This window comes from Mycolicibacterium mageritense (genome assembly GCF_010727475.1).
Lineage (GTDB): Bacteria > Actinomycetota > Actinomycetes > Mycobacteriales > Mycobacteriaceae > Mycobacterium > Mycobacterium mageritense.
Genome location: NZ_AP022567.1, coordinates 7623118 through 7648507, shown reverse-complemented (window position 1 = coordinate 7648507; position 25390 = coordinate 7623118). Strand labels below are relative to the sequence as shown.

The 25390-nt window shown below is 64.2% G+C and carries 24 protein-coding genes, 1 tRNA gene and 1 pseudogene; 14 read left to right on the top strand and 12 right to left on the bottom strand.

Features of this window, described 5'->3' with window-relative positions:
* Nucleotides 1-24 precede the first annotated feature (24 nt).
* Nucleotides 25-1680 carry a sulfatase-like hydrolase/transferase gene (locus tag G6N67_RS37030; protein WP_036442927.1) on the bottom strand — a complete coding sequence of 552 codons (1656 nt, stop codon included), beginning with the start codon at nt 1678-1680 and terminating at the stop codon, nt 25-27.
* A gap of 50 nt (nt 1681-1730) precedes the next feature.
* On the opposite strand from G6N67_RS37030, the gene G6N67_RS37025 reads away from it, so the two are divergent.
* Nucleotides 1731-3248 (top strand): TldD/PmbA family protein, encoded by a 1518-nt coding sequence (locus G6N67_RS37025; protein WP_036443423.1) that lies wholly within the window; start codon nt 1731-1733, stop codon nt 3246-3248.
* Nucleotides 3245-4606, top strand: coding sequence for a metallopeptidase TldD-related protein (locus G6N67_RS37020; protein WP_036442929.1), 1362 nt, complete (start codon nt 3245-3247; stop codon nt 4604-4606). Before G6N67_RS37025 ends, G6N67_RS37020 begins: the two co-directional genes overlap by 4 nt.
* Before the next feature lies 1 nt (nt 4607).
* On the opposite strand, the gene G6N67_RS37015 is transcribed toward G6N67_RS37020, so the two are convergent.
* Entirely contained in the window at nt 4608-6161 is a 1554-nt protein-coding gene (locus tag G6N67_RS37015; RefSeq protein WP_036442931.1) for a purine-cytosine permease family protein, read from the bottom strand.
* A 227-nt stretch (nt 6162-6388) separates the two neighbouring features.
* Here G6N67_RS37015 and G6N67_RS37010 point away from each other — a divergent pair, with 227 nt between their 5' ends.
* Together G6N67_RS37010 and G6N67_RS37005 are read left to right on the top strand one after the other, a co-directional pair.
* Nucleotides 6389-7300 carry an Lrp/AsnC family transcriptional regulator gene (locus G6N67_RS37010; RefSeq protein WP_036442933.1) on the top strand — a complete coding sequence of 304 codons (912 nt, stop codon included), beginning with the start codon at nt 6389-6391 and terminating at the stop codon, nt 7298-7300.
* 21 nt (nt 7301-7321) lie between these two features.
* Nucleotides 7322-8140, top strand: a complete 819-nt coding sequence (locus G6N67_RS37005) for a carboxymuconolactone decarboxylase family protein (protein ID WP_036442935.1) — start codon at nt 7322-7324, stop codon at nt 8138-8140.
* A gap of 2 nt (nt 8141-8142) precedes the next feature.
* On the opposite strand, the gene G6N67_RS37000 is transcribed toward G6N67_RS37005, so the two are convergent.
* A complete protein-coding gene (locus tag G6N67_RS37000; RefSeq protein ID WP_036442937.1) occupies nt 8143-9345 on the bottom strand; it encodes a serine hydrolase domain-containing protein in 1203 nt (400 codons plus the stop codon).
* 50 nt (nt 9346-9395) lie between these two features.
* On the bottom strand, nt 9396-10442 hold the full coding sequence (locus G6N67_RS36995; protein WP_036442939.1) for a threonine aldolase family protein: 1047 nt from the start codon (nt 10440-10442) through the stop codon (nt 9396-9398).
* 118 nt (nt 10443-10560) lie between these two features.
* Between G6N67_RS36995 and G6N67_RS36990 the strand changes: the two genes are divergently transcribed.
* Together G6N67_RS36990 and G6N67_RS36985 are read left to right on the top strand one after the other, a co-directional pair.
* A tRNA-Ile gene (locus G6N67_RS36990) sits at nt 10561-10634 on the top strand.
* Between the two features lie 109 nt (nt 10635-10743).
* Entirely contained in the window at nt 10744-11931 is a 1188-nt protein-coding gene (locus G6N67_RS36985; RefSeq protein ID WP_051579320.1) for an IS481 family transposase, read from the top strand.
* 217 nt (nt 11932-12148) lie between these two features.
* On the opposite strand, the gene G6N67_RS36980 is transcribed toward G6N67_RS36985, so the two are convergent.
* Nucleotides 12149-12544 carry a hypothetical protein gene (locus tag G6N67_RS36980; protein ID WP_036442943.1) on the bottom strand — a complete coding sequence of 132 codons (396 nt, stop codon included), beginning with the start codon at nt 12542-12544 and terminating at the stop codon, nt 12149-12151.
* Nucleotides 12545-12550: 6 nt separating this feature from the next.
* Entirely contained in the window at nt 12551-13486 is a 936-nt protein-coding gene (locus G6N67_RS36975) for a DMT family transporter (protein ID WP_036442945.1), read from the bottom strand.
* 153 nt (nt 13487-13639) lie between these two features.
* Here G6N67_RS36975 and G6N67_RS36970 point away from each other — a divergent pair, with 153 nt between their 5' ends.
* The 4 genes and pseudogenes from G6N67_RS36970 to G6N67_RS36955 all read left to right on the top strand — a co-directional run bounded on the left by G6N67_RS36970 (nt 13640) and on the right by G6N67_RS36955 (nt 17143).
* Nucleotides 13640-14743, top strand: coding sequence for a radical SAM protein (locus tag G6N67_RS36970; protein ID WP_036442947.1), 1104 nt, complete (start codon nt 13640-13642; stop codon nt 14741-14743).
* Between the two features lie 416 nt (nt 14744-15159).
* A pseudogene (locus G6N67_RS36965) lies at nt 15160-15507 on the top strand (winged helix-turn-helix domain-containing protein); the annotation flags it as partial.
* 401 nt (nt 15508-15908) lie between these two features.
* Entirely contained in the window at nt 15909-16451 is a 543-nt protein-coding gene (locus G6N67_RS36960; protein ID WP_051579321.1) for a sigma-70 family RNA polymerase sigma factor, read from the top strand.
* Complete coding sequence (locus tag G6N67_RS36955; RefSeq protein ID WP_036442953.1) at nt 16448-17143, top strand: hypothetical protein; 696 nt, start codon at nt 16448-16450, stop codon at nt 17141-17143. Before G6N67_RS36960 ends, G6N67_RS36955 begins: the two co-directional genes overlap by 4 nt.
* 401 nt (nt 17144-17544) lie before the next feature.
* Here G6N67_RS36955 and G6N67_RS36950 read toward each other — a convergent pair whose 3' ends face one another.
* The 4 genes from G6N67_RS36950 to G6N67_RS36935 all read right to left on the bottom strand — a co-directional run bounded on the left by G6N67_RS36950 (nt 17545) and on the right by G6N67_RS36935 (nt 20392).
* Nucleotides 17545-17997, bottom strand: coding sequence for a pyridoxamine 5'-phosphate oxidase family protein (locus G6N67_RS36950; protein ID WP_081812877.1), 453 nt, complete (start codon nt 17995-17997; stop codon nt 17545-17547).
* Between the two features lie 200 nt (nt 17998-18197).
* Entirely contained in the window at nt 18198-18932 is a 735-nt protein-coding gene (locus G6N67_RS36945; protein WP_131524886.1) for a hypothetical protein, read from the bottom strand.
* Nucleotides 18929-19537, bottom strand: a complete 609-nt coding sequence (locus G6N67_RS36940) for a VOC family protein (protein ID WP_063835201.1) — start codon at nt 19535-19537, stop codon at nt 18929-18931. The genes G6N67_RS36945 and G6N67_RS36940 overlap by 4 nt, the downstream gene beginning before the upstream one ends.
* A 66-nt stretch (nt 19538-19603) precedes the next feature.
* Nucleotides 19604-20392: an SDR family NAD(P)-dependent oxidoreductase gene (locus G6N67_RS36935; protein WP_036442959.1), complete on the bottom strand. Its 789-nt coding sequence runs from the start codon at nt 20390-20392 to the stop codon at nt 19604-19606.
* Nucleotides 20393-20746: 354 nt separating this feature from the next.
* Here G6N67_RS36935 and G6N67_RS36930 point away from each other — a divergent pair, with 354 nt between their 5' ends.
* Genes G6N67_RS36930 through G6N67_RS36920 form a run of 3 tightly spaced genes read left to right on the top strand, consistent with a single transcriptional unit; the run spans nt 20747 to nt 23654 of the window.
* The gene (locus G6N67_RS36930) at nt 20747-21448 is read left to right on the top strand and encodes an RraA family protein (RefSeq protein WP_163642455.1); all 702 of its coding nucleotides are present in this window, start codon (nt 20747-20749) and stop codon (nt 21446-21448) included.
* Nucleotides 21449-21464: 16 nt separating this feature from the next.
* Nucleotides 21465-22691: a DUF3500 domain-containing protein gene (locus tag G6N67_RS36925; protein WP_051579325.1), complete on the top strand. Its 1227-nt coding sequence runs from the start codon at nt 21465-21467 to the stop codon at nt 22689-22691.
* A 9-nt stretch (nt 22692-22700) separates the two neighbouring features.
* On the top strand, nt 22701-23654 hold the full coding sequence (locus G6N67_RS36920; RefSeq protein ID WP_036442962.1) for a LysR family transcriptional regulator: 954 nt from the start codon (nt 22701-22703) through the stop codon (nt 23652-23654).
* Nucleotides 23655-23685: 31 nt separating this feature from the next.
* Here G6N67_RS36920 and G6N67_RS36915 read toward each other — a convergent pair whose 3' ends face one another.
* Together G6N67_RS36915 and G6N67_RS38900 are read right to left on the bottom strand one after the other, a co-directional pair.
* Nucleotides 23686-24180, bottom strand: coding sequence for an SRPBCC family protein (locus tag G6N67_RS36915; RefSeq protein WP_036442965.1), 495 nt, complete (start codon nt 24178-24180; stop codon nt 23686-23688).
* 58 nt (nt 24181-24238) lie between these two features.
* Complete coding sequence (locus tag G6N67_RS38900; protein WP_095533362.1) at nt 24239-24394, bottom strand: hypothetical protein; 156 nt, start codon at nt 24392-24394, stop codon at nt 24239-24241.
* A 274-nt stretch (nt 24395-24668) separates the two neighbouring features.
* Here G6N67_RS38900 and G6N67_RS36910 point away from each other — a divergent pair, with 274 nt between their 5' ends.
* Nucleotides 24669-25379 carry a sensor domain-containing protein gene (locus G6N67_RS36910; protein WP_036442968.1) on the top strand — a complete coding sequence of 237 codons (711 nt, stop codon included), beginning with the start codon at nt 24669-24671 and terminating at the stop codon, nt 25377-25379.
* Nucleotides 25380-25390 lie beyond the last annotated feature (11 nt).

Genomic DNA, 25390 nt, shown 5'->3' with positions numbered 1-25390 from the left:
TGCGGGGAAGCGAATTGCGCAGTCTCACCCACCGCGCAAGGCAGCAAGCTCTTTCATGTTCGCCAGGCCTTGCTCCTGCGCCTCGCCGAGGAACTCCGGCAGCGGTGCCCGCAGTTCCGGCAGCACCGCGTGCTCGAGCAGTTCCTGCAGCGCGGCCTGCTTGGGGCTGCGGCCGGCCTGGTTGTCGATCTCGGCGGCGCCCGAAGCGGTTGCGTAGTCGTACAACTCGTGATGGATGGGCCGCGACGTGTCGATCTCCATGCTGCCGGGCTTCCAGTAGGTGTACATGCCGAGTTTGGCGTCGGGGGTGCGCACTGCCACGATGTGGCTGGGCGCCGAGGTGGGGATGTCCGTCGGCGGGCCGGCCGCGCCGAAAATCTTCTGTGCGATCGGGGATTTCAGTAGCGCCGCCATCTCCTCGACCGACATGTCGTCAGTGGCGTGCGCGATCCACGGCCGGCCCGGGGTCGTCGCCTCGGCGGCGATCCCGGCGATGTCGGCACGGCTCGCCAGATATGAGTAGCGGGAATCCGAACGCCAGCTCGCGCCGCTGTGCCCGATGGTCATCAGCAGCGGTGCCAGGTCGGCGCTGGAGGTCAGCTGGGCGCGGGTGTCGCCGGCAACGGGTGTCAGGTGACCTGACGGGTCGCGGATGAAGAGCGGCACCCGGATGCTCTCCTCGTATACGGCGGCGCCTTTGCCGCGCAGTCCGTGCGATCCGGCGTATTCGCCGTGATCGGACGTGAAGACGACGACGGTATTGCGGTCGACGTCCGGGCGCGACGCCAGGGTGTCGAGCACACGGCCGATCTGGACGTCGACCTGCTGGTGCAACCACAGATACATGTCGAGGCAGCGGGCCCACTGCGCCGGGTCTGCCGACATCGCACCGGTCATCAGCGGCGACATGAAGTTCATGTAGTCGATCTGCAACTGCGGCTTGCCGCGGCGCCGCAGATCGTCGGCCGTCTCGAAGTTGGCCGGCTTCGCGTCAAACCAGTGTGGAACATCTTCCGGCAGCGGGTTTTTGGGCCACCAGCAGATGTCGTGCGGATTGACCAGTGACACCGTCGTACACCACGGCCCGTCACCCGCATGCGCATCGAACCACTCGCCGAACTGGTCGACGATCGACGGATCCTGCTGCAGCCCCTGATTCGGTGCGCCGTTCGGTGACGGATACGTGCCGCCAGAGAACCCGTGGGCTTCCAGACCGTCGGGAGTGTTGTCGGCGGCATGACCCAGATGCCACTTGCCCCACCACCATGTCCGGTACCCCGCGTCGCGCAGCATCGTGCCCCAGGTCGGGAACCGCGCTGCCAGCGTCGACTCGGTGGGGCCCTCGCCGGTGAACAGGCATCCGGTCTGGTGCGAGTACAGCCCGGTGGTCAGCACACCGCGCGACGGCGTGCACATGTTCGACGCGCTGTAGTGCGACGTGAAGGAGACACTGCGCTGCTGCAGACCGGTCAGCCGGGGCAGCAGCGGGCCGAGTTGCCGCATGCTGGGGAACCACTGCGGCGCCCGCATCTGGTCGACGAGGATGACCAGAATGTTGGGTCGGCGGCCGGCCTCGTGCGCAGGCGTGCGCATCAATTCACAGCCACCGAGTCCCACGGCCGCGACCCCCGCGGCGATCGCCGTGCCACCGAGAACTGCCCGTCGACTGAGCTCTGCCATGGCGTCAGCGTATGGGCCCAATCTGAGAGCACCGTTTAGTGTGGGGAATCGTGACAGCTCAACGACGTGTCGACACCGACTTTCTGGAGCTGCCCCGGTTCGAGTTGGCTCAAGCGGCGTTGTCCGCCGCCGTCGCGGCCGGAGCGAGCTACGCCGACCTGCGAATTCACCGCATCACCACGGAGATCATCCAGTTGCGCGACGGCGAGTTGGAGACGTCGGTGGTCAACCGCGAGATCGGGCTCGCGGTGCGGGTGATCGTGGACGGGACGTGGGGATTCGCGTCGAACGCCGAACTCGCGCCGGGCGTGGCGGCAGAGACCGCGCGGCGTGCCGTCCAGGTGGCTACGACGCTGGCGCCGTTGAACGCCGAACGCATCGAACTGGCCCCCGAACCGGTCTATGCCGACGCGACATGGGTGTCGGCTTACGACATCGACCCGTTCAGTGTTCCGGCTGCCGACAAGATCGGCGTGCTCGACGAATACTCGGGACGGTTGCTGGCGGCCGACGGCGTCGACCATGTGTCGGCGGGCGTTCACGCGGTCAAGGAACAGACGTTCTACGCGGACACGTTCGGATCCTCGATCACGCAGCAGCGGGTGAGGGTGTTGCCGACGCTGGAGGCGGTCGCGGTCGACTCCGCGGCGGGCAGCTTCGAAACCATGCGCACGTTGGCGCCGCCTGCGGCGCGCGGCTGGGAGGCGGTCGCCGGTGACGAGATCTGGAACTGGTCGGCCGAGCTCGCCGAGTTGCCGACGCTGCTGGCCGAGAAGACCAAGGCGCCTTCGGTGATTGCCGGCCCCACCGACTTGGTGATCGATCCGTCGAACTTGTGGTTGACCATCCACGAGTCGATCGGCCACGCGACCGAATACGACCGTGCGGTCGGCTACGAAGCGGCCTACGCCGGAACGTCGTTCGCGACGCCGGACAAGCTCGGCACCATGCGCTACGGATCCGGCGTGATGAACGTGACCGCCGACCGCACCGTGGAATTCGGTTTGGCCACGGTCGGTTTCGACGACGAAGGAGTGCGCGCGCAGAGCTGGGATCTGGTGCGCGACGGAATCTTCGTCGGCTATCAATTGGATCGAGTGTTCGCCCCGCGGCTGGGCGAGTCGCGTTCCAACGGCTGCTCGTACGCCGACTCGCCGCACCACGTCCCGATCCAGCGGATGGCCAACGTGTCATTGCAGCCGGGACGCGAGGATCTCAGCACCGACGATCTGATTTCCCGCGTGTCCGACGGCCTGTACATCGTCGGCGACAAGTCCTGGTCGATCGACATGCAGCGCTACAACTTCCAGTTCACCGGGCAGCGGTTCTACCGGATCCGCGACGGCCGGTTGGACGGTCAGGTGCGTGACGTCGCCTACCAGTCCACCACCACCGACTTCTGGGGAGCCATGGAAGCCGTCGGCGGCCCCTCGACCTGGCGGCTGGGCGGCGCGTTCAACTGCGGCAAGGCGCAGCCCGGCCAGGTGGCCCCGGTCAGTCACGGTTGCCCCAGCGCGTTGTTCCGTGGCATCAACGTGCTCAACACCAGGACGGAGGGCGGCCGATGATCGGCGCGCAGCAGGTCGTCGACATCGCACTGGGCGCGGCGGATCCGGGCGTGGAGACGACGGTGCTGGTCACCGACCGGGCCGACGCCTCATTGCGTTGGGCCGGCAACTCGATGACCACCAACGGCGAGGCGGTCAGCCGCACTACCACGGTGATTTCCGTTGTGCGCAAAGGAGACAAGGCGCACGTCGGTTCGGTGCGCTCCAGCGAGGTCGATCCGGCGATCATCCCGGACCTGGTGGCCGCCGCCGAGCAGGCGGCCAGGTCGGCACCGGAAGCCCGCGACGCCGCACCGGCATTGCCACCCGACGGAGTGCCTGCCGACTGGGACGCGGCCGTGCCGCAGACCGGCGCGCAGGCGTTTTCGGGCATCGCACGCGAATTGGCGCGCGGGTTCGGCGGCGGTGATCAGCTGTACGGCTACGCCCGGCACGTGCTCGAGACGACGTTCGTGGCGACCTCGACGGGCTTGCGGCGGCGCTACACGCAGCCGACCGGCTCGGTGGAGGTCAACGCCAAGCGGAACGGGGCGAGTGCTTGGGCGGGCGTGAGCACACCGGATTTCGTTGACGTGCCGGTCGATTCGATGCTGGCCGATCTGTCGCTGCGGCTGGGCTGGGCAGAGCGGACCGTCGAACTGCCGGCCGGGCGGTACGAGACGCTCATGCCGCCGTCCACGGTCGCGGACATGATGATCTTCCTCAACTGGTCGATGGACGGTCGCGGTGCGCAGGAGGGCCGCACCGCGTTGTCGGCGCCCGGCGGTACGCGGGTGGGGGAGAAGCTCACGGATCTCGGGCTGACCCTCTACTCCGACCCACACGCCGAAACCCTGGCCTGCCAGCCGTTTGTCGCGGTGCCGAGCTCGTCGGAGCGGGTGTCGATCTTCGACAACGGCATGGGCATCAACCGCGTCGACTGGATCCGCGACGGCGTCGTCAACGCCTTGGCGTACCCGCGGGCCGTTGCCGCCGAGTACGGCACTCCCGTCGCGGTGCCCGCGGACAACCTGCTGATGACCGGCGGTTCGACCGAGCTGGCGGACATGATCGCCGGTACCGAGCGCGGTCTGCTGCTGACCACACTGTGGTACATCCGCGAGGTGGATCCGACCGTGCTGTTGTTGACCGGGCTGACCCGCGACGGCGTGTACCTCATCGAGGACGGCGAGGTGACTGCGGCCGTCAACAACTTCCGGTTCAACGAGAGTCCGCTGGGCCTGCTGCGGAGGGCCACCGAGGCCGGGATCAGCGAGGTGACGTTGCCGCGCGAGTGGGGGGATTGGGCGACCCGCGCGGCGATGCCGACGCTGCGGATCCCCGACTTCCACATGTCGTCGGTGAGTCAGGCGCAGTAGGTCAGGCGACGGCTTCCGCTGTCGGAGACGTGCTTTCGGTGTCCTCCGAGACGATCGGGATGTCGGCGGGCGCGCCTGCCGGGATCCCCCGCGGGCCGTCGGGTCCGAAGGCGTCACGCGGTTCGGGGAACGCCCACAGCAGCGCGGGGTAGAGCACGGCGGCCAGGCCGAGGCCGACCGGGATGGACAGGTCGATACCGCCGGCGAGGTTGCCCAGCGGTCCCACGAACTGGTCGGGCAGATTGACGAAGCAGATCGACAGTGCGGCCGACACCAGCCAGGCGCCCAGACCGCGCCAGTTCCAGCCATGGGTGAACCAGTACCGCCCGCCGCGCTGCCTGCGGTTGAACACCTGCAGCGCGTCGGAGTCGTACCAGCCGCGGCGCGTGAACCAGCCGACCATCATGACCACCATCCACGGCGCGGTGCACGTGACGATCAGCACCGCGAACGTCGAGATGCTCTGCACCACATTGAAAGCGAAGCGCCCGATGAAGATGAACACGATGGCGATCGAGCCGATGAAGATGGTCGCCTGGACGCGGCTGAAGCGGGGGAACACGCTGGAGAAGTCGAGGCCGGTGCCGTACAGCGCGGTGGTGCCGGTCGACATGCCACCGATCAGCGCGATCAGGCACACCGGGATGAAGTACCAGGCCGGTGAAACGGTCAGCAGCCCACCGACGTAGTCGCCCGCGGCGAAGTTCTCCGGTGCGCGCGTGGCGATCACCGTCGCGGTGACAAGACCGAACAGGAACGGCACCAGCGTGGACAGCTGCGCGGCGATGGTGGCCACCATGGTCTTCCAGCCGAGCGTCTCGCGGGGGATGTAACGGGCCCAGTCTCCGAGGAATGCACCGAACGACACCGGATTCGACATCACGATCAGCGCGGCGCCGACGAACGACGGCCAGTACAGGGGATCGCCGAGGGTGAGCGTGCCGCTGTATCCCGGGTCGAACATGCCGCCGAAGGCCACGATGCCGGCCAGGAACAACAACGTGGCCGCGATGACGGCGATCTTGTTGACCAGCAACATGAATCGGAAGCCGTAGATGCACACGACGAGCACCAGCAGCGCAAAGATGCCGTACGCCACGCCGACCGCCAGATCGTTCTGCGGCAGCCCGATCGCCCTGTTGGCGCCGCCCACCAGGACGTCGCCGGAAGTCCACACCGAGATCGAGAAGAACGCGACGGCGGTCAGCAGGGATAGGAACGAGCCGACCACCCGGCCGTGCACTCCGAGATGCGCCGACGACGACACCGCGTTGTTGGTGCCGTTACGTGGACCGAACAGCGACATCGGCGCCAGGATCAACGAGCCGAGCACCAGGCCGGCCAGGGTCGCGAACAGCGCGTCACGGAACGACAGCCCGAAGATGATGGGGAAGGTGCCGAGCACCACGGTGGCGATCGTGTTGGCGCCGCCGAAGATCAGACGGAACAGGTCGAGCGGGCCCGCGGTGCGCTCGGCGTCGGGGATGGGTTCGACGCCGTGCATCTCCACTTCGGTGGCCTTGGGCGTGATCGTGGGAGTTTCGCTGGCTGCCATGACGATCCTTGCGCGAAGTGGAGGGTGGATTGTGATGCGCGTTACAGTAAACCGCCAGGTCAAACGCTGCAATCGATTCGATCGTAAAGCTGGCGTAACGAGTATCGATAGGCCGGAATCTTCCAACACTTCGCTCATAAGCCGCGAGAATCGGCGGGATATGTGATCTTTCTGCCGCTAGCGTGGTGAGGAAAAAATCTTCGACCGATTTTCGAGTGGGTGCCCCAATGGACGAGGTGGATGAGGCAATCGTCGGCCTGCTGGAAAGTGACGGCCGGCTGACCCATCGCGATGTCGCACACCGGGTGGGCCTGTCGCGTTCCGCTGCCGCGGCTCGCATGCAGCGGCTGATCGCCAGCGGGCAGGTCGTGGTGCGCGGCGTCGTGCACCCGGCCGTGCTGGGGCGTGGGGCGGTGGCGCACGTCAGTGTGATGGTCGACGGATCCGCCGCTCCGATCGCGACAGCGCTGGCACAGCGCGTCGACGTCGCGTTCCTGTCGCTGACCAGCGGTGTGTACGCGCTCATCGCCGAGGTGCGGGTCGGGTCGATGCGCGACGTCGACGGAGTGATCACCGAGCTGCGTGCGATGAGCGGCGTCGTGGGCGTCGACACGCTCACCTACATCGAGGTGCTGCGTGACGTCGTCGGCCCGGTCGGCGATGTCGACGTCGAAGTCGACGAGGTGGATCTCGCGCTGCTGCGGGCGTTGCAGCGCGATGGCCGCGCGTCGTACGTGGATCTCGCACAGGCAGTGGGACTTTCACCCGCCGGTGCGCGGCGACGCGTGGTACGGCTGATCGAGTCACAGGTGGTGCGCATCGGTGCGGTGGTCCGTCATTCGGGACAGGACCGGCAGAGTGCACTCGGCTTGGGCATCAGGCTCACCGGAACCGGCGACGACGTGGTGACGGCGTTGGCGGGCATGCGATCGGTCATCTTCCTGGCCCGCACGCTCGGCCGCTTCGATCTGTTGGCCACGGTCCGGGCGTTCTCGGCGGCGCAGCTCGTCGAGATCCTCGACGCCGTGCGGGCCCTGCCCGGGGTCGGTGTCGTCGACAGCTGGGTGCATCTCGACGTGGTGAAAGAGAGCTACGCATCGGGTTTGGATGCGATGGTCCGGCCGCGCCGGGCGCGGTAATACGGCGCGTCGAGGCCGCCGGTGTTGGATACTGCGGGTGTGTTGAGTGAGTTGACGCGCCTGGTGGCGTTGTCGCCGCCGAAGCTAGCCGACGTCAACGCCGACATCCGTGAGGCGTGCGCGGCGACCGTTGCCTTGCCGCCGCTGCCGGCCGAAACCTCGGGCGGCGCCGTCGACCCCATGGTCACCGAGTTCGCCGAACAGTTCAGCATCGACGTGACCGGGATCAGCGCCGCGCAACGGGCCGCCTTCGCGGACCTGCTGGGCCCTGACGTGTTCGGCGTCGCGACGCTGATCTACATCGCCGACTTCGTGCCTCGGGTGAACGCCGGCCTGTGCTCGATCGGGGTGCACCTGCCGCTCGAACCCGCCAGCTGGGACCACGACACGAATCCGTCGGACTATGTGCTGGACGTATTCGTTCCCTCGGTCGGCAAGATGCGGGCATTGGACCCGGTCACCTCGGAGCTCGTGCGACTGCGTGGTGCGCGCCAGCACAACTGCCGGTTGTGCAGGTCGTTGCGGGAAGCCGCGGCGTTGGAGGCCGGTGCCACCGAGTCGGTGTACGACGAGATCGATCACTATGAAGATTCCGGGCTCTCCGATCGGCACAAGGCTGCGCTGCGCTACACCGATGCGCTGATCTGGAACCCGTCACAGGTCTCCGGAGACGATCTGCTGCAACATTTCTCGCGGGACGAGGCGATCGAGCTGACCCTGGACGTCATGCGCAATGCGTGCAACAAGGTGGCGGTCTCGCTCGGCGTCGACGGTGCCCGCGTCAGCGAGGGCACCGAGCAGTACCGGATCGGTGACGACGGGCAACCGATCTACAGCTGAGATCAGCCGAGGTGCAGGCCGCTGTAAACCTCGTCGAGCACGGTCGGCAGCAGTGCGTTCGCCGTGGTCCGGCCGTCCGCTGACAGCGTCAGGTTGGTCCAGATGACCAGTGCCACATCGTTGTCCGGGTCGAACCCCATGAACGAGTTGAAGCCGGGCATCTCGCCGCCGTGGTAGTACATCGCGGCGTTCGGGCCGAACCGTTGATAGCTGATGCCATAGCCGTACTGCTGCCCCTCCGGGTGGTCGGGAACTTCGGGGCGCAGGCTGTGCAGCCACTGCTGCTGGCGTTCGGCGTCGAAGACCTTGCCGGTGACCAGTGCTCGGATCCAGGTGGCCAGATCGTCGGCGGTCGAGATGGCGCCACCGGCGGCCGTGGCGTACGACGCGTTCTGGTGCGTGTAGTCGACCGGTTGCAACGTGCCGGCCTTCGCCGCGGCCGCCATGTCCGGCGGATAATCCTCGTCGACCATGGCGTACAACGTCTTTCCGTACATGTACCCATGCGAATACGGCTGAGGCATCGCTGTGTCATCGGTCGCCGGCAGCACCGTGTTGTTCATGCCGAGCGGCCTGAACAGCCGATCTTCGAATTGGCGGGCCAGAGGCGCGGCGCCGACCTTCTCGACGACGAGGCCGAGCAACGCATAGTTGGTGTTGCAGTACTCGTATTCGCTGTCGGGCGGTGCATTCGGTGGATGTGCGAACGCGATGGCCAGCACCTGCTGCGGGGTCCAGGGCTTCGCCGGGTCGGCGTCGAGCTGAGCCGAGAGTTCCGGTGCGCTGGTGTAGCAGTACAGCCCGCTGCGCATCAGGAGCAGGTCCGCGAGCGTGATGTTGTCTCCGTGGGGCACCTCGGGGACGTAGGCCGAGATCGGGTCGTCCAGTGTGAGCTTCCCGTCCTGGGCCAGCAGCACGATCAATGCGGCTGTCATCGGCTTGGTGTTCGACGCGATGCGGAAGTGGGTGTCGGGCTGCGGCGGCGACTGCGTGCCCAGCTCGGTGGTGCCAACCTTCGCGGTGAACGTGCCCTGCGGGGTCTGCAACAGCACCAGCGCGCCCGGCGCCTGGAGGTTCTCGGCGGCGGTCTCGATCGCGGTTTGGAAGTTGGCGGGGTCGATCTGGTTGAGCGCCGACGGTTCAGCCGGGGTCGCGCACGCCGCGAGCGCGAGCAGGGCCGCCTGTGCCAACCGCGTCACCCTCATCGCTTAGGTGTTACGCCGTTTTCGCCGTGAGGGTTGTGTTTTCGCAGCAGTCACGACCCTGGCGGCAAAATCGACGCGAGGATCTGCAGAGCGTCGTCGACTTCCGCCTCCGTCGTCGCCCACGAGCACACGAATCGCACGGCCGGCTTCAGCGGATCGGGTTGGTGCACCGCATAGTGCGCCGACAGCTTCTGCAAGGTGTCGGATGCGAGGTCGACGAACACCTCGTTGGCGTCGGTGGGGCAGGCCAGCCGCAAGCCAAGGCGCTCAAGCCCGGTGCTGAGCCGCGCCGCCATGGCGTTGGCGTGTGCCGCGTTGTGCAACCACAGGTCGTCGTTCAGCAACGCCTCGAACTGGGCGCCGATGAACCGGTGCTTGCTGGCCAGATGGCCGATCTGCTTTTGCACGAAGTGAATTCCGTCGAACCGCTCGGGCCGACGCACCAGGATCGCGTCGCCCAGCAGGATGCCGTTCTTGGTGCCGCCGACGGTGACGATGTCAGCATCGGCGATCGCCTCCCGGGGTGCGACGTCCAGGGCTGCGATCGCGTTGCCGAGCCGGGAGCCGTCGACGTGCACCAGCAGGTCGAGATCGTGGGCGTGGTCGATGAAGTCTTTGATGGCCTGCGGAGTCCAGATCCGGCCGTTCTCCGTGGATTGCGTGATGGTGACGATGCGCGGTTGCGAATGGTGGACGGGCCCGCGGCGCACAACTGCTCGGTCGAGTTCGGCCGGGTCGATCAGCCCGTCATCACTGGGCAGCACCGCGAGCTGCGCGCCCGAGAGCCGGACCGGACCACCTGCCTCGTCGATCAGGGAGTGGGAGACGTCGCTGCAGAGGATCTCCTGCCACGGCCGCACGGCCGACGCCAACGCGATGATGTTGGCGCCCGTGCCGGTGAGCGCGAACAACACCTCGGCGTCGGGGGAGTCGAACGCGGCTTTGATGGCCTCCGCCGCACGTTGCGTCGTCGCGTCGTCGCCATAAGAGGGAGCGGCGCCGTCGTTGGCCGCGGCGATCGCGGCGATGACCTTGGGATGCGCGGGGGCGGCGTTGTCGGAGGCGAAGGCATAAGACGGTGACGGCACGCTCGCCATGATTCCACCGGCGGCTGACGGTCGCCGTCACGGCAGCGGCGGGGCGGTCGTATCACTCATGCCCCTGGCCACCGTGCGTCGCGGATGTGGGAGCATAGGTGCCGCGCAGATGCGCCTCGGGGCGGTAGCTCAGTCGGTTAGAGCCGTGGACTCATAATCCATTGGTCGCGGGTTCGAGCCCCGCCCGCCCCACTTTCACGCTGTATGACGTCGGGTGAGGCTTGACGTTTTGTCTCCGGTTGATGGGCGACAGTGTTTCGGCTGATGCCTTACATCTGTTTCGGTTGATCCTCGACACGGCGTGAGGGAGTTGAGCGTGGTCGAGCAGAGGTATCAGGCCGTGTTGGCGGTGATCAGTGATGGTTTGTCGATAACGCAGGTGGCCAGCAAGGTCGGGGTGTCGCGGCAGACGCTGCATGCTTGGTTGGCCCGCTATGAGGCCGAGGGTCTGGATGGGTTGGCGGATCGGTCGCATCGGCCGGCGTGGTGTCCGCATCAGATGCCGGCCGAGGTGGAAGCGACGGTGCTGGAGCTGCGGCGCTCGCGCCCGTACTGGGGGCCGCGGCGGTTGGTGTTCGAACTGGCCAAACGCAAGGTGGCACCGCTGCCGTCGGCCTCAGCGGTGTATCGGGCGTTGCTGCGGGCCGGGTTGATTGATCCGAGGCTGCGGGATCGACGCGCTCGCAAGTGGAAACGTTGGGAACGCGCTACCCCGATGGAGTTGTGGCAGATGGATGTGGTGGGCGGATTCCCCCTGGCCAATGGGACCAGTGCCAAGGCGTTGACCGGGATCGACGATCACTCCCGGATGTGCGTGTGTGCTCGGTTGATGGTCCGGGAGCGCACCCGCGCGGTGTGCGACGGGCTGCGCGAGGCGTTGGCGACCTACGGCGCTCCTGAGCAGATCTTGACCGATAACGGCAAGGTGTTCACCGGCCGGTTTAACCATCCTCCGGTGGAGGTGCTCTTCGATGCGATCTGCCGCGAGCATGGCATCGAGCATCTGCTGACCCAGCCACGCACGCCGACCACGACCGGCAAGATCGAGCGGTTTCACCGCAGCCTGCGAGCCGAGTTCCTCCGCACCGCAGCGCCTTTCGCCAACCTGAGGACCGCCCAGGCGGCGTTGGATGCATGGGTGTGCGAGTACAACACCGTTCGGCCGCATCAGTCGTTGAAGATGGCCACCCCGGCCGAACGATTCACTGCCGGTGCTCGTGTCAGCCCAGCGGTCAGGACACCCGCTGCCCCTGACGAGCGCGGTGGCCAGGACTGGGTGTCACGGACGGTGACCACCAACGGGGTGGTCTGCGTGTCCTGGCAGCAGGTCAGCGTGGGCCGGCATTACGCGGGGGCACGCTGCGATGTGCACGTCGACGGTGGGCTGCTGCGGTTCTGGGTCGGCGACCAACTCGTCAAAACCGCTGCCCGCACCAGCACCGGCGAGGTACGAAACAAACGGGCCTTCCGCACCGGCGCACAGGCCTAAACCACAACACCAGAGTGTCAAGGATCAACCGAAACAGATCCGTCAACCATCAACCGACTCTCAACAGCCCCACTTTCACGCTGTATGACGTCGTGTCAGCCTTTCTCAAACCTCGACCGAGAATGAACCGCTTGAGCGCTGATGTCGTGGCCGCCCAATACGCGATCTCCGTCGCCGTGGGCGTACGACGTGCACCAGCATCAGCGGCCGTAGCCATTCAGTCGGGCCAGATGCCGATCATGAGGCCAGAGTCGTTGTCGCTATCGCTGTCACAGTTCTTCCATCGTGCGGCGATCAGTTGGTAGGTGGCTGTTGCCGGCTTGCCGGATCCTGCGACGTGGTCAACGTGGATGGTGAGGTAGTCAGTGTCCTGGATCGTTTTCTGCGAGGCTCCCCGCTTGAGCAGGTCGGCAATGAGGGCTCGGCTGAGCAGGAGTTGGCGTCCGAGCGGTGCTCCGATGCGCGTGCACTGGCCCCGACCGGGGCAGTGACGTGGGGTGACGGTCAGGTTGGCGGTGCCGTCAATAGGGCCGAGGTCGCTCAATAGGCGGGTTGTTGTGCCTTGGACGTCGTGCCAGATGGCGACGTGGTCGGCTGTGCGGCGTGTGGTCATGGAGATTCAATCGTGGCACGGATCTATTTGGTTGGCTTTATTGGTTGGCGCGGCTGAGGCAGCAGCGGGTTTGGGGCTTCGCCGTGTGAGCGCGACCCCGGCGAGTGCTATGGCACCGCCGCACATTGCGAGTGCCGACGGTGTCTCTTGCAGCGTGAGCCATGAGAGCACGATGGCGATTGCCGGGATGGCCAGGGTGGTGGCTGATGCCGCTCCTGCGTTCATCCGGCTGAGGGCGAACGCCCAGGTGGTGAAGGCGATGGCGGTCGGAGCGACGCCGAGGTAGATGGCTCCTGTGATGGCGGTTGGTGATGCGTGTGTGAGTTCGGAGAGTGTGACGGGTGCGAAGGGCGTGGTGGCGAGCATTCCAGCGGCGCAGGCGACCCAGGTCGCGGTCAGCGGGTCGACAGTGCGCAAGGCTACTTTCTGCAGTAGCACGCTTGCGGCGTAAAACAGGGCGGTGACCAACCCGAGGGCAACGCCGATGACGTCCGCATTGCCGTCACCAGCCGTTGCCAGCGAGATCAGGGCCACACCCCCGAACGCGACGGCGATTCCGACCACGAGTTGCCGTGGGAAACCCTCGCCGAGAAACAGGCCCGCGAAGATGGCGACGAGTATGGGGGCGAAGTTGACCAGAAGGGCGGCAGTGCCCGCGTCGAGGTGGCGCTCGGCCCAGTTAAGAGTGATGTTGTAGCCGGCAAACCACAGCAAACCGTAGCCGGCCACCAAGGCGAGTGTTCGGCCGCGGGGCAGCGGCTGGCGATAGAACGCAGCGAGCACCAGCAGGCACAGCAAACCCACTACGAGGCGGATGAAGGTCAGCGAGCCCGGTGAGAAGACCGTGCCGACAGCGCGGATCACCACGAACGCGGACGACCACAGCAGCACGGTGAGCCCGGCTGCGACCGCTGCGAGTTTGTCGAGGGTTTCTGATCGCATGGTTGCTACGAAACCACAGGTTTCGGTGATCGGCGGCGTGTAAGCGGATAGTAGCGGGCAGGTTCGTAGCGAGTAGCTGACTTGCCTTGCCAGTGCGCTTGTCGGGTGCTAGCTTTCGGATATAGCTTGATTCACATCGGTTCGGGGGAACTTATGAGCTTTCATTCGTCGTTGATGCAGCTTGACGTATTCATGGGGGATATGTGCAATCTAAAATGCACCTCCTGTCCGTGTTGGATGATTGACCGACCGCCGACGTGGGACGATGCCGCGTTGTCTGATCGGTTCGCCGAAATGGTTGAATATGTTGAGACCAATTGTGCCTCTTTCGACCGTTTGATGGTCATTGGTGGGGAGCCATTTCTGCACGGCGGAGTATTGGACTTTTTTCAGCACCAGGACTCGACGGTATGCCTCAGCGCGTACACCAACATGACGTGGGGTTCGGACGGTGACTTGACCTTCTCCGACAACGTGCGGTTCTTTACGTCCCTCGACGCCCACACCGAAGAGCTCTACCGAAAGATCCGGCGTGGGCGCACCTTTGACCTGGTCAAGACCAATTTGGAGCGCTTCAGCGATCACATCGTCCACGTCGACACTACGGTGTCCAAGCTGAACCTGCCGCACCTTGCTGATCTGTTCGCGATGACAGAGGCTATCGGGTGCACGCACCATTTCATGCCGATGGACTCGCGGGTGTCTTTCTTTGCCGATCAAATACAGAATGGTTACCGCCCGGCGAGTGAGCGGGAGAATCTTTTGGCTGTTCGTACGAGCGGCCAATTGGAACGCATATTGTTGGAGACGGACGACCTACCTGTCGTCGCCGAATTCTACGATGAGACCTCATCGCCTCGGTTGAACGCGTTTTCCGACTTTCAGCGTCTCTATCGGGCCGGTGTCAGCCATTACGCTGGCGACGAGGATGCGACTCCGGCTGAAACCGCATTTGTTCAGCCGGCCAATACTGACAGCCGCTGCCAAACGCTGAAGCACTACATGGAGATTACGTTCTCCCGGAGCGGTAATTTCGTACCATTTGTCCACTGCCCGACGTTGCGTCGAAAGCTCAATGCCACCGAAGGGCCGGAGTTTGCGTCATTCGAGGCCCTCATGGAGTGGGAGGAAGAGGTACGAGGGTCGGTGACCTGCTCGGACTCCTGTAGCCGCACCCCATACCTCAAGGTGGACGCCCTGCGAGTATGGGGCGCCAACTCGGCCAAGTTGGGACGCAAAGAGACCCTAACGGCGTAAAACAGCGCTACCACCGCCCAACGGTTTGCAAGCGTGCGCGATGTGTCCGGCGCGTGCGCCGGTCTAGGCCCACGGCGCGAGTCGGCAAACTATAGGTCTCGGACGACGCGCTGCCTGGCAACTTTGTCCATTGAGAGTGTTTCACGCGCCGCACAGGCTCCACTGGCGGTTCCTTTCCGCTGCGGAGACAGCGGTGCAGCAAGAACTGCGATGCGGTGAGCCGCCGAATTCGTAGAGGATCCGATACCGGCCGAGGCGGCGTCTGAGGCCCGGTCGGTTCGGTCTCACGGGAACGCCGCCAGTAGAAAGGGAATTTTTTCTTCCACGGGACTGAACCTTCGCTCATACCCGCCCGTCGTTCCGGCTGACAGCTCCCAGACAGGGGCGTGATTGACAGTTAGGGGCAGCTCGTGACCATGCTCTCGTCGTTCCCAGCGCCGGTGTTGGCGACTGGGTCTGCAACGTGGCGTTTTGATGCGTTCAGCCTGGATCTTCCTCGATACGAATTGCGTCGCAATGGAATTGCGATCCAGATGGAGCCTCAGGTGTTTGACGTTCTGACCGTGCTGGTGAGTAACCACCGGCGCGTTGTCACCAAACATGAACTCCTCGATGCGGTCTGGGGCGGCAGGTTCGTCAGCGAGTCTGCCCTGACAAGCCGGATCAAGGCCGTTCGCCGTGCACTCGGCGACGATGGCGCATCGCAGCGCTACATTCGTACGGTTCGAGGTCGCGGCTATCAGTTCGTCGGGGTTGCCGTGCCGTATGCCGCCGAAACCGAAAGCGAAAGCGAGCTGACCGAGGCCGCCGCGGACGTCGACACAAGCAGAGCCATATACCGCCGCGTTCGGTCGCGGGGCCACCGCCCAGTTCACTATCGGTTCTCGCTATCGGGTCGACGCAATGCACTTCACGGACCACCGAGATAGACAGATGAAGTTTCGCCGACGTGACGCCGCGAAGTCCCCTCACAGTGGCGCTGTTGCCGACCTAGATCGGCTGTCCTCGGAGGCATTTTGGCCGTAGGGCGCTAGACTCGCTGGCGCGAGATGTTGGCGATAGCTCAGGGGCCTTTTGTCCGTAAACCTGCCGCTCCATGCGGAGCGTGACTGCGTCGGCAGGGGCAGGATCCGGCACGTGGAGTTGGGAAAGGAAATGGCCCGACATGACAGACCCTGATCCAGAACCGCGGCACCCGGTCGCCGGCGAAGCCGACCTCTTTCGTGCGATCCATGACGAACATGCGCCTGCACTGCAGCGGTATGTTCTGCGGTTGACGCGAGGTGACCGAGAGTTCGCCGAGGATGTGGTGCAGGAGTCGCTGTTGCGGCTATGGCAGCGGCCCGGGATTCTCACGACGTATTCCAGTGAATCTGCCCGGGCCTGGTTGCATACCGTCTCCAAGAACTTGGTGATCGACGACCGCCGTAGCGCGCGCTTCAAGCGAGAACTACAAACCGACACCGTCCCCGAACAGCGTGCATCCGACACCATCGGTCCTGCGATCGACAAGTGGGTCGTGTCTGAGGCGCTGCGTTCCCTTAGCCCGGAACACCGCAATGTGCTTGTCCGGGCGCACTATCTCGGCCAGACCACGGCAGAGATCGCACAGCACGAACAGATCCCGACTGGGACCGTCAAGTCTCGGTTGCACTATGCGCTTCGTGCGCTACGGATCGCATTGGAAGAAAAGGGGGTAGTCCGATGACTTCGGATGACAACCCAGCCGACTGGGACGCCGCCTACCTTCTCGGTGCCCTCAGCCCAGAAGAGACCGCCCAGTACGAGGAATTCTTGGCAGCCAAGCCGGCGCACGCCGCGGCGCTGACCGACTATGCAGACATCCCTGCCATCCTCGACATCTTGCCCCGCGACGAGGCGTTGGCACTGATCGGCTTCGATGCAGAAACGCCAACGACCGATGACGGATCGAGTACGGTTACGTCGCTTGCTGTCGCGGCCGAAAAGCGCCGCGCACGATCCCGGCGCACCCGCGTTGCCACAGCGGTCGCGTCGGCCGCGGCGTTGCTTGTCGTCGGAGGGATCGTTGGATATACCGCCATCCCGCGAAATGCCCCGCCCGGAGTATCGCTGCAAGCGATGGCACCTGGCGAGCGAGCCGGGGTCACAGCATCGTTGGCCGTATCAGCCGAGGACTGGGGCACCCGGCTGGACTGGAACTGCCAGTACACCAAAGATTGGGCGACCGCAGTGGCAAGCTATGACTTGATCGTCACGACAAGGGACGGTAAACAGCAGGCCGTCGCGACCTGGAGTCCGGCCGGTGATCACGCGTCAAACCTCGCGGCGGCTACCGTCATCCCGGTCTCAGAAATCCACACCGTCGAAATCCGCGAAACCGGAACCACTACGCCGCTGGCGGTAACTGCGTTTAGTTGACATCCCACTGTCCAACGTCGTTCGAGGACTAGATCACTGGACCAGCAGAGTCTCCAGCATGAAGATGGCGGCGCTGTTCGCGAGTGCCAAACGGGGTACCTGATTGTGCTTCTGCGCGGCTACTTCGTAACTTCTGCTGTGGGCGGCGACCGAGCCCGTGCCGAGCAAACCGTGATGGGCTATGACGGCAGAGGGGCTCGTCTTGAGACCCGTGGTACCGGCCCGTATCGGTGACCTAGGCCGATAACCAGGTCGGCGAGCTCGGCAGGCTCAACCCGGCACGCGACATGGCTCCACGACCGTCAGCGGAAACTCTCCTCCCGTCCGAGGGTTTCATTAACTCCTTGCAGGACAGGGACTCTCGCTCTTCATGCGGCAATTCACGGAGAACCCGCGCTAGCTCAGATAGGCGTTCCATAGGATGTCGTCTTACCGGTGTGCCACGGGCCGACGCCGGAAACGCGCGTGATGTCAACAGTGACGAGGAGATGTCCATCTTCGTTGAGCCCGAAACGGGGCGCGCCTGTGTACTTGTGGAACAGCTGGTCCATGAATTTCTGTCCGCGTTCGGGATCGTTGTCGATCGACGCGATGCCATCGATGAGGAGATGTCGGGTCAACCCGCTTTCGAGCTTCTGATTGTCCTGGATTGAGAGGATGCATTTCGGATCGTGTGCCAGGTTCTTACCCTTGACCCGCCACGGAGGTGTTCCGAATTGGATGCGTCCGTCATCAGTCACGTCGATCCAGATGAAGGACACATGCGGGCGGCCGTTGGGCCGCATGGTTACCAGATGGGCACACGGGCGTGACTCGATGAGCGCTCGGGCCTCTGGATGAAGGTCATAAGCCATCGTTCTCTACCTCTCGACGTACGTAACCAACGTGAATTCTCAATAACCTGAACTGCTTCGGTCAGTCGGCGGAACCCGCCGTCGCGACAGTGTCCCGAGGAATGGTGGACTCCGGATCCCGCGTGGTGATCAACGAGTTATGTTGAATGCCAGGTGGTGCGCTGCGTCGGTCGGGGAGCTGGACTGATGCCACCGACGGCTCACAGTACTTCGGCCACCGTGAACGGCGCCCACGTGACGTCACCATAGAGGACGCTGGCCACGTCCGGGTCTGAGCCGGGCGCGAGCGCCGCCGCGGGGTGATCGGGGTCGAAGAGCCATTCGATCGACTTGACCTGCGCGTCCTTTACGTCAGCGACGAACGGTACCGCCACCCGTGCAATCTGTTCGCGATCGTGTGGGTGTTCCAAGCGCGTGAAGTAGTTCAAGTGTCCGCCGATCGTTGTCAACCGGTCGGTACCGACAGACGAGGTCGTTCTCACGACAACCTTGTCGTGCACGTAAAGCTCCTGGACCAGTTCGCCGGGGCGGGGCTCGGTTTGCTTGACCCATCCGACGTCCGCGCGGTTCCCACATGATGCCAAGGCAAACGACCGCATGCCGTCGGACTCCAACCAGTGATGTGCGAAGAAGCGGCCATGCCCAGTCGCATTGCCATCGCTTGTCTGGGTGTCGTATCCGCTGACTTCCGGAGCGATGTAGCCGCACGATAGGCGCCCGTACGTCCCCATCCCTGACGAACGCCCGGGATCCTCTGCGGCCCAGAGATTTAGTAGCACGACTCCTTCCGGGTGGGGTTCCAACCGGCTCGGGAGGGCCCGCCGCACCGCGGCTCGATCCGCCGGCCGGTACCCGATGATCATCATTCGAGCGTCCTTGATGATCTCTCGAGGAAGCGGGACGACGTCCGGGCCGGCAACAGCTTCCACACTCATGGCCTTTCCTCTCGAGGCACAGCTTGTCCGTTGTTCCACTCCTGCGTCGGCGCCAGTAGTCGAGCATCGGTGGTGACCTCGTACGGGAGGTCGTGGCCGGGACGGGACACCAACTCCAACAGCAGCCCGATAGGCGTTCGGACATACAGGATCGTCAGGCCGGCGTGAGGCACATTCTCCAGTGGGATCGGGTCGCCGCATGCGCTACATCCGTGTTCTTGCAGGTGTCGCATCGCTTGGTCGATGTCGCGCACGTGAATCGCTAGGTGTGACGCCCCGACGTCACTGTTGAACGGCCACACCACTTCTCGATTCGCGGTGTTCCATTCGATGAACTCCACAACCTGAGTCGCCCCGAGTCTGACGAGCGCAAGATTTGCCGAGGCCCGAGCATCGACGTCGAAATGTGTAGACATCCAGTCGCCGGAGGGATCGGAGAAAGGTCCGGCCCGGAGGATCTCCTGACCCCCGAGGACGTTGACGCAGAATGACACGGCGGCATCCAGGTCTTGGACCGACCAACCGACATGGTCGATATTGGTTGCGGTAGGGATAGATTTGGTCATCACATGTACATCCAATTCCAATGCTGTCGCCGGCGACATTGTGTAACGCAGATGGCGATCGGGCCTGGCGATATTTTATCTAGTTGGTACGCAACAGCTTTTACATCAAACGGTCGGAATGCTGCCACCGTTCACCGTGTATTCGGCACCCGTGACGAATGATGCGAGCGGGCTCGCGAGGAAGATGATGACCGCGGCCACTTCCGCCACCGTACCGAGGCGGGCAAGAGGAAGCTTGCGAACATTGACAGCGAAGTGTTCGATCGCAGCTTCCTTCTCCATCCCGAAAGACTCAGCGACAGAATCACCGAATCCACCTGGCCGGTCCCACATCGGTGTGCGCACAGGGCCCGGGCTGACGGTGTTGGCGCGGATTCCCGCGCCACCGAATTCAATCGACAGTGCCTTCATGAACATGAGGATCGCCGCCTTGGAGACGTTGTACTCGGCGAAGAAGGGGTCGGGCATTCGGCCTGCATCGGAAGCAACACTGATGATCGATCCCCCGCTGGCGGCTTTCATGTGGGGGACCACTTCGCGGCACATCCGCACGATGCTCAGAAAGTTGACATCGAGCGTTCGCCGCCAATCGGCGTCGGTTCCTTCGAGTGAGCTGCTCCGCACTGGCGCGATCCCGGCACACGAGATCAGAACATCGATCGAGCCGAAGGCCTCCAGCGCTGCGGCGGCCACGGCCGACGCCGAGTCCGAATCTGTAAGGTCACACTGAAACGACCGGAGCTGTGGTCCCTGCCGGGAAGTCAGCGGGGCGACGTCAAGGTCCACCGCCAGGACGTTGACGCCTTCGGCAAGCAATTGATTCGCTGTCTCGAGCCCGATGCCCGACGCCCCGCCGGTGACGATCGCCGTCTTTCCTGAAAGCAGGTAGTCCATGTACTTCTCCTTTGAAGTGTGTCATTTCGATAGCGTCGCGGGGAATGGCGGATATCGGATCTCGTGTGTGGTCAACGAGTCATGTTGAAAAGTAAGTGATTTGGCTCAATTTGGCAAGTATGGCGATATCGGACAGTTCTGCCATTACTTCGGTGACCATGGTTTAAAAGAATGGCGAATGACTGCCATTCAAAGATCGAAGGGCACGGCGACCCCGCCTCGGATACGGTTGAGTAGTTGGGCGGTCCGCGCGTTCTTCGCGGCGGAACCGATTGCATCACAACGTGTTCTGGCGAGGAGAGCTGAGTGACTGACCGAATGCGCGCGGGATCTGTCGATGTGAGGTTCGACTGGGTGACTATTCACGATCCGTTGCCGCCGACCGACAAAACGACGATTCAGCGCTTCCTCGCCCTCGACGACCTGTCCAGCACCGTATCCGATGTGCTTGACGAGTTGGGTGTCAGCGGTGCGATCCCGACGTCACGTCTCGGTCCGTCTATGCCGAAGGAACGAATCGTCGGAAACGCCACGACGGTGCGAAATGTGGCCCAGTCGCGGTCAGCGTTTGCGGCGGTGTCCGACAAGGATTGGCGCATGGCCGAAATCCTCGCCCTGAGGACTGCGGGCCCTGGGGACATCCTGGTCATCGAAGGCCTTGCCGGGATATCGAACATGGGCGGCTTGATGGCGTCGGTGGCCAAGCGGCAGGGCGTGGCGGGCGCGATAGTCGACGGCGGCGTCCGGGATCTGGGAAGATCGCGCTCTTTGCGGTTCCCTGTGTGGTCGCGCGACCACACTCCAGTCACCGGAAAGTGGCGCAGCATCACCACCGAGGTGAACGGAACAATCCGGTTGTCCGACATCCGGGTCACGGCCGGCGATCTCATCGCCGCCGACGAGACCGGGATTTGTTGCATCCCTCGTGATCTCATCCACGCTGTCCTTGAGCGCGCAGAGCAGATCGCGTCGTCGGAGATCGGATTCGATGCCTTGCTGAAGGCCGACGAGCCGGTCGACGGCCTTATCGACTACCTGTACGGCAGGTCAGACTGAAACCACTGAAGCAGCAATGACATTCGATACGTTTACCTTTCGGCCACCCCGCACGGCCGCGGAGGTCAGTGCGCTCGATGCGACGCGGCCACTGGCCGTCGAGCTGGCCGAAAAAGTTGCGGACTGGCTTGACAGTTTGTCCAGCGAGCAGCGCACACGCGCCACCTTCGCGCCTCCCGGCAAATCGGAGAATGAGCGACTGCTGTGGTTCTACACCCCGACCGACCATGGCGGCCTCCCATTGGTCGACCAACGCCCGGCGCAGCATAGGCTGGCAATGCAGATTCTTGCGGCCGGACTCTCAGAGGCCGGGTACGTCACCCTGGTCACGGTCATGGGCATGGAGAACGTACTCGACCGCTTGGAGGGGTGGTCGATGACCTTCGAGCGAGAGCGGGGCCGAGACCCCGGCATGTATTACGTGAGCGTGTTCGGATCTCCTGGTGATCGACTGTGGGGCTGGCGATTCGGCGGTCATCACGTCTCGGTCAATCAACTGATCGCCGACGGATGCGTCGTGTCCACCACCCCGCTGTTCCTGGGCGCCGATCCGGCCGCTGCGCCGTTGATCGGCGGGGTTCTGCAACCGCTGGCCAGCGTGCAGGACGTCGCCCTTGGTTTGATGCGATCTTTCGATCGCGACCAGCGGACACGTGCGCTGATTCATCCACGGGCAGTCTCGGATCTCGTTGGGGCAAACCGATCCCTGGTATCTGAGGGCAACCAGCGACTTCCTTTGCCGGATGTGTTCCGGGGAAGGTTCACCGACAGCCAGGTGGCACGCCAGCTCGACCAGGTCAACGAAGCGATGCAGTCGGGCTCTGGTTACTCGGCCGAGGACGACGCCCAAGTTGCGTTGACCGGGGTGCCGAAAGGCCTGCCGGCGGCAGCCATGACAGCGAAGCAGCGGGATGCACTTCGGATCCTGCTCGACTTGTACTTCACCCGGGCGGCCGAACCGATCGCCGAGTCGTATCGGGTTCGATACCAGGCAGATGACCAGTTGGACGCACTGCATGTCGCGTGGGCCGGCGCCGTGAAAGCCGGCGAACCGCACTATTACCGCATCCAGGGCCCGGGAATCTTGATCGAGTATGACAACACCCAACGCCGCGCCAACCACGTTCACGCGGTCTGGCGGGATCCAACGGGAGATTTCGGGGTCGACACTCTCGCACATCATCATCACACGGCGCACGGAGCCCTGACGGCACGCCGTCGAAATGAGGTTCCGAACAGGTAGCCTGCGGAGATGGTGTCATTGCGGGCGCTGGAGTCCCTGGTGGCAGTGGCTGACCACGGATCGATCACCCGCGCTGCGGAAGCGCTGCATTCGTCGCAGCCCGCGGTGTCTCAACAGCTCGCCGCACTCGAACGTGAGACACACACGCAGCTGTTTCTACGCGAAGGACGTGGGGTGAGACTGACGCCCGCCGGTCGGGCGGCGCTCTCGGATGCGCGGCGGGCACTCGATGCCGCAGCGGCGGCGGTGCGCTCAGCGCGCGCGGTGGGGGAAGGCGCCAGCGGATCGTTACGGCTCGCCTGCGCGCAGAGTCTCACGGTCACATTCCTTGCCCCAGCGATCCAACGATGGCTCCAACGCGACAGCACCGTGAAGTTCACGCTCCGGGAATCGACCTCGATGGACGTGTTACTGCAAGTGCTCGACGACGACGAGGTCGATGTGACATTCGTAGCCGCCCCGACTTCCGTTCCTGACCGGTTCACCGTCACGCCGGTGGCGACCGAAGAAATCGTCCTGACAACGGCGCAGGATCATTTCCTGTCCAAACAGTCCGCGGTGCGACTCGATCAACTCGATGGCGTCCCCATCGTTCACTTCGCGCCGGAGAATGGTCTGGTCTCCTGGCTCGATTATTCGCTCGCCGAGGCCGGCGTCCGTCCGGATCCGGTGATGAGGACTGCGGTGACAGCATCCGCACCCCAACTTGCCGCTACGGGGCTCGGCGTCGCCATCACGCCGATCAGCGCTGTCGGCGAGGGTTTTCCCGGAGCCGTACGGTCCTTCTCACCCCGCTGGTTCCGCCAACTCGTGGCGATCACCCCCTCGGCGCCCGACCCGCTTGCCGCTCGCTTCATCGGAGAACTGCGCGTGCGGGGTGTGCGTGTTCCTACGGAGATTCAGCAGCAACTTGCCACCGACCTGACGGCAGGCGACGACCTCGTGCGCCGCGATGGCCTGTAGACCAGAGTTCAGAATCCGCCGATGGAACCGGTCAGATCCTCACCAAACTCGCCAGATGCTCCAGCGATTTGACGAGATGCTCGCGCGGAAACGGCGGGAACTCGAACGGCCGAGGCTGCCGAACACGTGACCAGTCGTAGGTCAGCGTGACTTCGGTCTGGCCGGCGCCAACCGATTTGAGGTCGTAGCGCCAGATCCACCCGCCGTACTCGACGGCGTCGTCGTCGGCGCCTTGGCGTCCGGGAATGTAGCGGGGTTGCGCTCCGGGCATCCAGGAGATGACGCGCGGTCGGTCCAGTTGCTCGATCCGGTTGGTCATCTCGTAGAGCTTGCAGGGGTGATTCTCGTGATACATCCCCATCCGGAAGAGCTGGCCGGGTTTGGTCAGGCGCGTGGTGTCGACGGCTTGCCGCACCCATCCGGTGCCGTCGATCGCCGCGTGGCTCGACGGGTCGGCCAGCACGTCGAAGACGGCTTCCGCTGACGCGTTGACGACGGTGGTCGCGGCCATGGTTTCTTCAGCCATGCCGATACTGACCGCCCGCGACCGCAAGTTTCATCGCGGCCGCGGGCGCGCGGCCCGTCTAGTACCAGACTTTTCGTCCGCCGACGGGGCGGCCGACGGCGCCGAGAATCCACAGGATGACGCCGATCACCACGAGGATGCCGCCGATCGTGTAGAGAATCGACAGGCCGGTGAAGTAGCCGATCAACAGAAGAATGATGCCGAGCACGATCATGGTCAGTCCGATCCTCTAGGTAGCGACGGAGTAGCTGTCGCGAGGAGGAATTGCCCGTTCCGTCAGTTCCAAACCTGTCCTTGACTACGACATCACCGCGGCGGACCGGACCTGACCGGATGCCTGATGGTGGTTGGGTAACGGTTTCGACAAGTCTTCATACCTTCGGACAGATGTTCTTCGTCGATAACGACTTGGTTGTTTCCCTGGATGTGTCGTGGTGGGGCAAACCACCGCCATTCGGATCCGTCGGCGCAGAAATGGGGAATGACGAATGCGTTTTGCGACAACCATGATCGCCGTTGCCGCTACCTGCGCCCTGGCCGCGGGTTGCGGCGAATCGGCACCACCGGCGGCCCAGCCGACCCCGACCGGCCCGATGATCACCTCGTTCGCGCCGGTGCCGCTGACGCCGAAGATCTTGCCGCAATTGTTGTTGTCACCAGAAGAGATCAACGCTGCGATGGCCGCCGGGGAAATGGTGGTGACTGCCACCGGCTCCGAAATGCCCGACGACAGCGCGACGATGGAGCCTCAGGAGTGCCTCGCCATCGATGGCGCCGTGCAGGCACCCGTCTATGCCGGCAGCGGGTTCACCGACGAACACGACGTCACGCTCAGCGAAACCGAGAATTTCGTCCACTACGCACGCCAGGCGGTCGTCCTGTACACCGACGCCGAACAGGCCAAGGCCTTCTACGATGCTTCAGTTCGGCAATGGCAGGCCTGCAAGCACTACACCCACACGCAGTCCGGATCACTGTGGGACGTCGGTCCCATTTCCGACAAGGACGGTGTGCTGAGCACCATCACCACGCAGTCCAACGCTCAAGCGGGTGGGTGGGCCTGCGGCCGGGCACTGACCGCGAACAATAACGTCGTGGTCGACGTCAACACCTGCAGCGCAAACCCCGCGGACTCGGCTGTCGTGATCGCCAAGCAGATCTCGGCACGCGTCGACGCACCCCCATCGGCACGGCCTTAGCCGGGACCGGC

Excerpts from the sequence above, each read along its gene's own strand:
- G6N67_RS36945 (WP_131524886.1), bottom strand. The coding sequence starts at position 18,932 with ATGAGTGTGGAAGCTGTTGCCGGCCCGGACGTCGTCCCGCTTCCTCGA.
- G6N67_RS36950 (WP_081812877.1), bottom strand. The coding sequence starts at position 17,997 with ATGGCTTATGACCTTCATCCAGAGGCCCGAGCGCTCATCGAGTCACGC.
- G6N67_RS36940 (WP_063835201.1), bottom strand. The coding sequence starts at position 19,537 with ATGTCGCCGGCGACAGCATTGGAATTGGATGTACATGTGATGACCAAA.
- G6N67_RS36935 (WP_036442959.1), bottom strand. The coding sequence starts at position 20,392 with ATGGACTACCTGCTTTCAGGAAAGACGGCGATCGTCACCGGCGGGGCG.
- G6N67_RS36955 (WP_036442953.1), top strand. The coding sequence starts at position 16,448 with ATGACTTCGGATGACAACCCAGCCGACTGGGACGCCGCCTACCTTCTC.
- G6N67_RS38900 (WP_095533362.1), bottom strand. The coding sequence starts at position 24,394 with ATGATCGTGCTCGGCATCATTCTTCTGTTGATCGGCTACTTCACCGGC.
- G6N67_RS36960 (WP_051579321.1), top strand. The coding sequence starts at position 15,909 with ATGACAGACCCTGATCCAGAACCGCGGCACCCGGTCGCCGGCGAAGCC.
- G6N67_RS36995 (WP_036442939.1), bottom strand. The coding sequence starts at position 10,442 with ATGGCGAGCGTGCCGTCACCGTCTTATGCCTTCGCCTCCGACAACGCC.
- G6N67_RS37010 (WP_036442933.1), top strand. The coding sequence starts at position 6,389 with ATGGACGAGGTGGATGAGGCAATCGTCGGCCTGCTGGAAAGTGACGGC.
- G6N67_RS36915 (WP_036442965.1), bottom strand. The coding sequence starts at position 24,180 with ATGGCTGAAGAAACCATGGCCGCGACCACCGTCGTCAACGCGTCAGCG.
- G6N67_RS36920 (WP_036442962.1), top strand. The coding sequence starts at position 22,701 with ATGGTGTCATTGCGGGCGCTGGAGTCCCTGGTGGCAGTGGCTGACCAC.
- G6N67_RS36975 (WP_036442945.1), bottom strand. The coding sequence starts at position 13,486 with ATGCGATCAGAAACCCTCGACAAACTCGCAGCGGTCGCAGCCGGGCTC.
- G6N67_RS37030 (WP_036442927.1), bottom strand. The coding sequence starts at position 1,680 with ATGGCAGAGCTCAGTCGACGGGCAGTTCTCGGTGGCACGGCGATCGCC.
- G6N67_RS37020 (WP_036442929.1), top strand. The coding sequence starts at position 3,245 with ATGATCGGCGCGCAGCAGGTCGTCGACATCGCACTGGGCGCGGCGGAT.
- G6N67_RS36970 (WP_036442947.1), top strand. The coding sequence starts at position 13,640 with ATGAGCTTTCATTCGTCGTTGATGCAGCTTGACGTATTCATGGGGGAT.
- G6N67_RS36925 (WP_051579325.1), top strand. The coding sequence starts at position 21,465 with ATGACATTCGATACGTTTACCTTTCGGCCACCCCGCACGGCCGCGGAG.
- G6N67_RS37000 (WP_036442937.1), bottom strand. The coding sequence starts at position 9,345 with ATGAGGGTGACGCGGTTGGCACAGGCGGCCCTGCTCGCGCTCGCGGCG.
- G6N67_RS36910 (WP_036442968.1), top strand. The coding sequence starts at position 24,669 with ATGCGTTTTGCGACAACCATGATCGCCGTTGCCGCTACCTGCGCCCTG.
- G6N67_RS37015 (WP_036442931.1), bottom strand. The coding sequence starts at position 6,161 with ATGGCAGCCAGCGAAACTCCCACGATCACGCCCAAGGCCACCGAAGTG.
- G6N67_RS36980 (WP_036442943.1), bottom strand. The coding sequence starts at position 12,544 with ATGACCACACGCCGCACAGCCGACCACGTCGCCATCTGGCACGACGTC.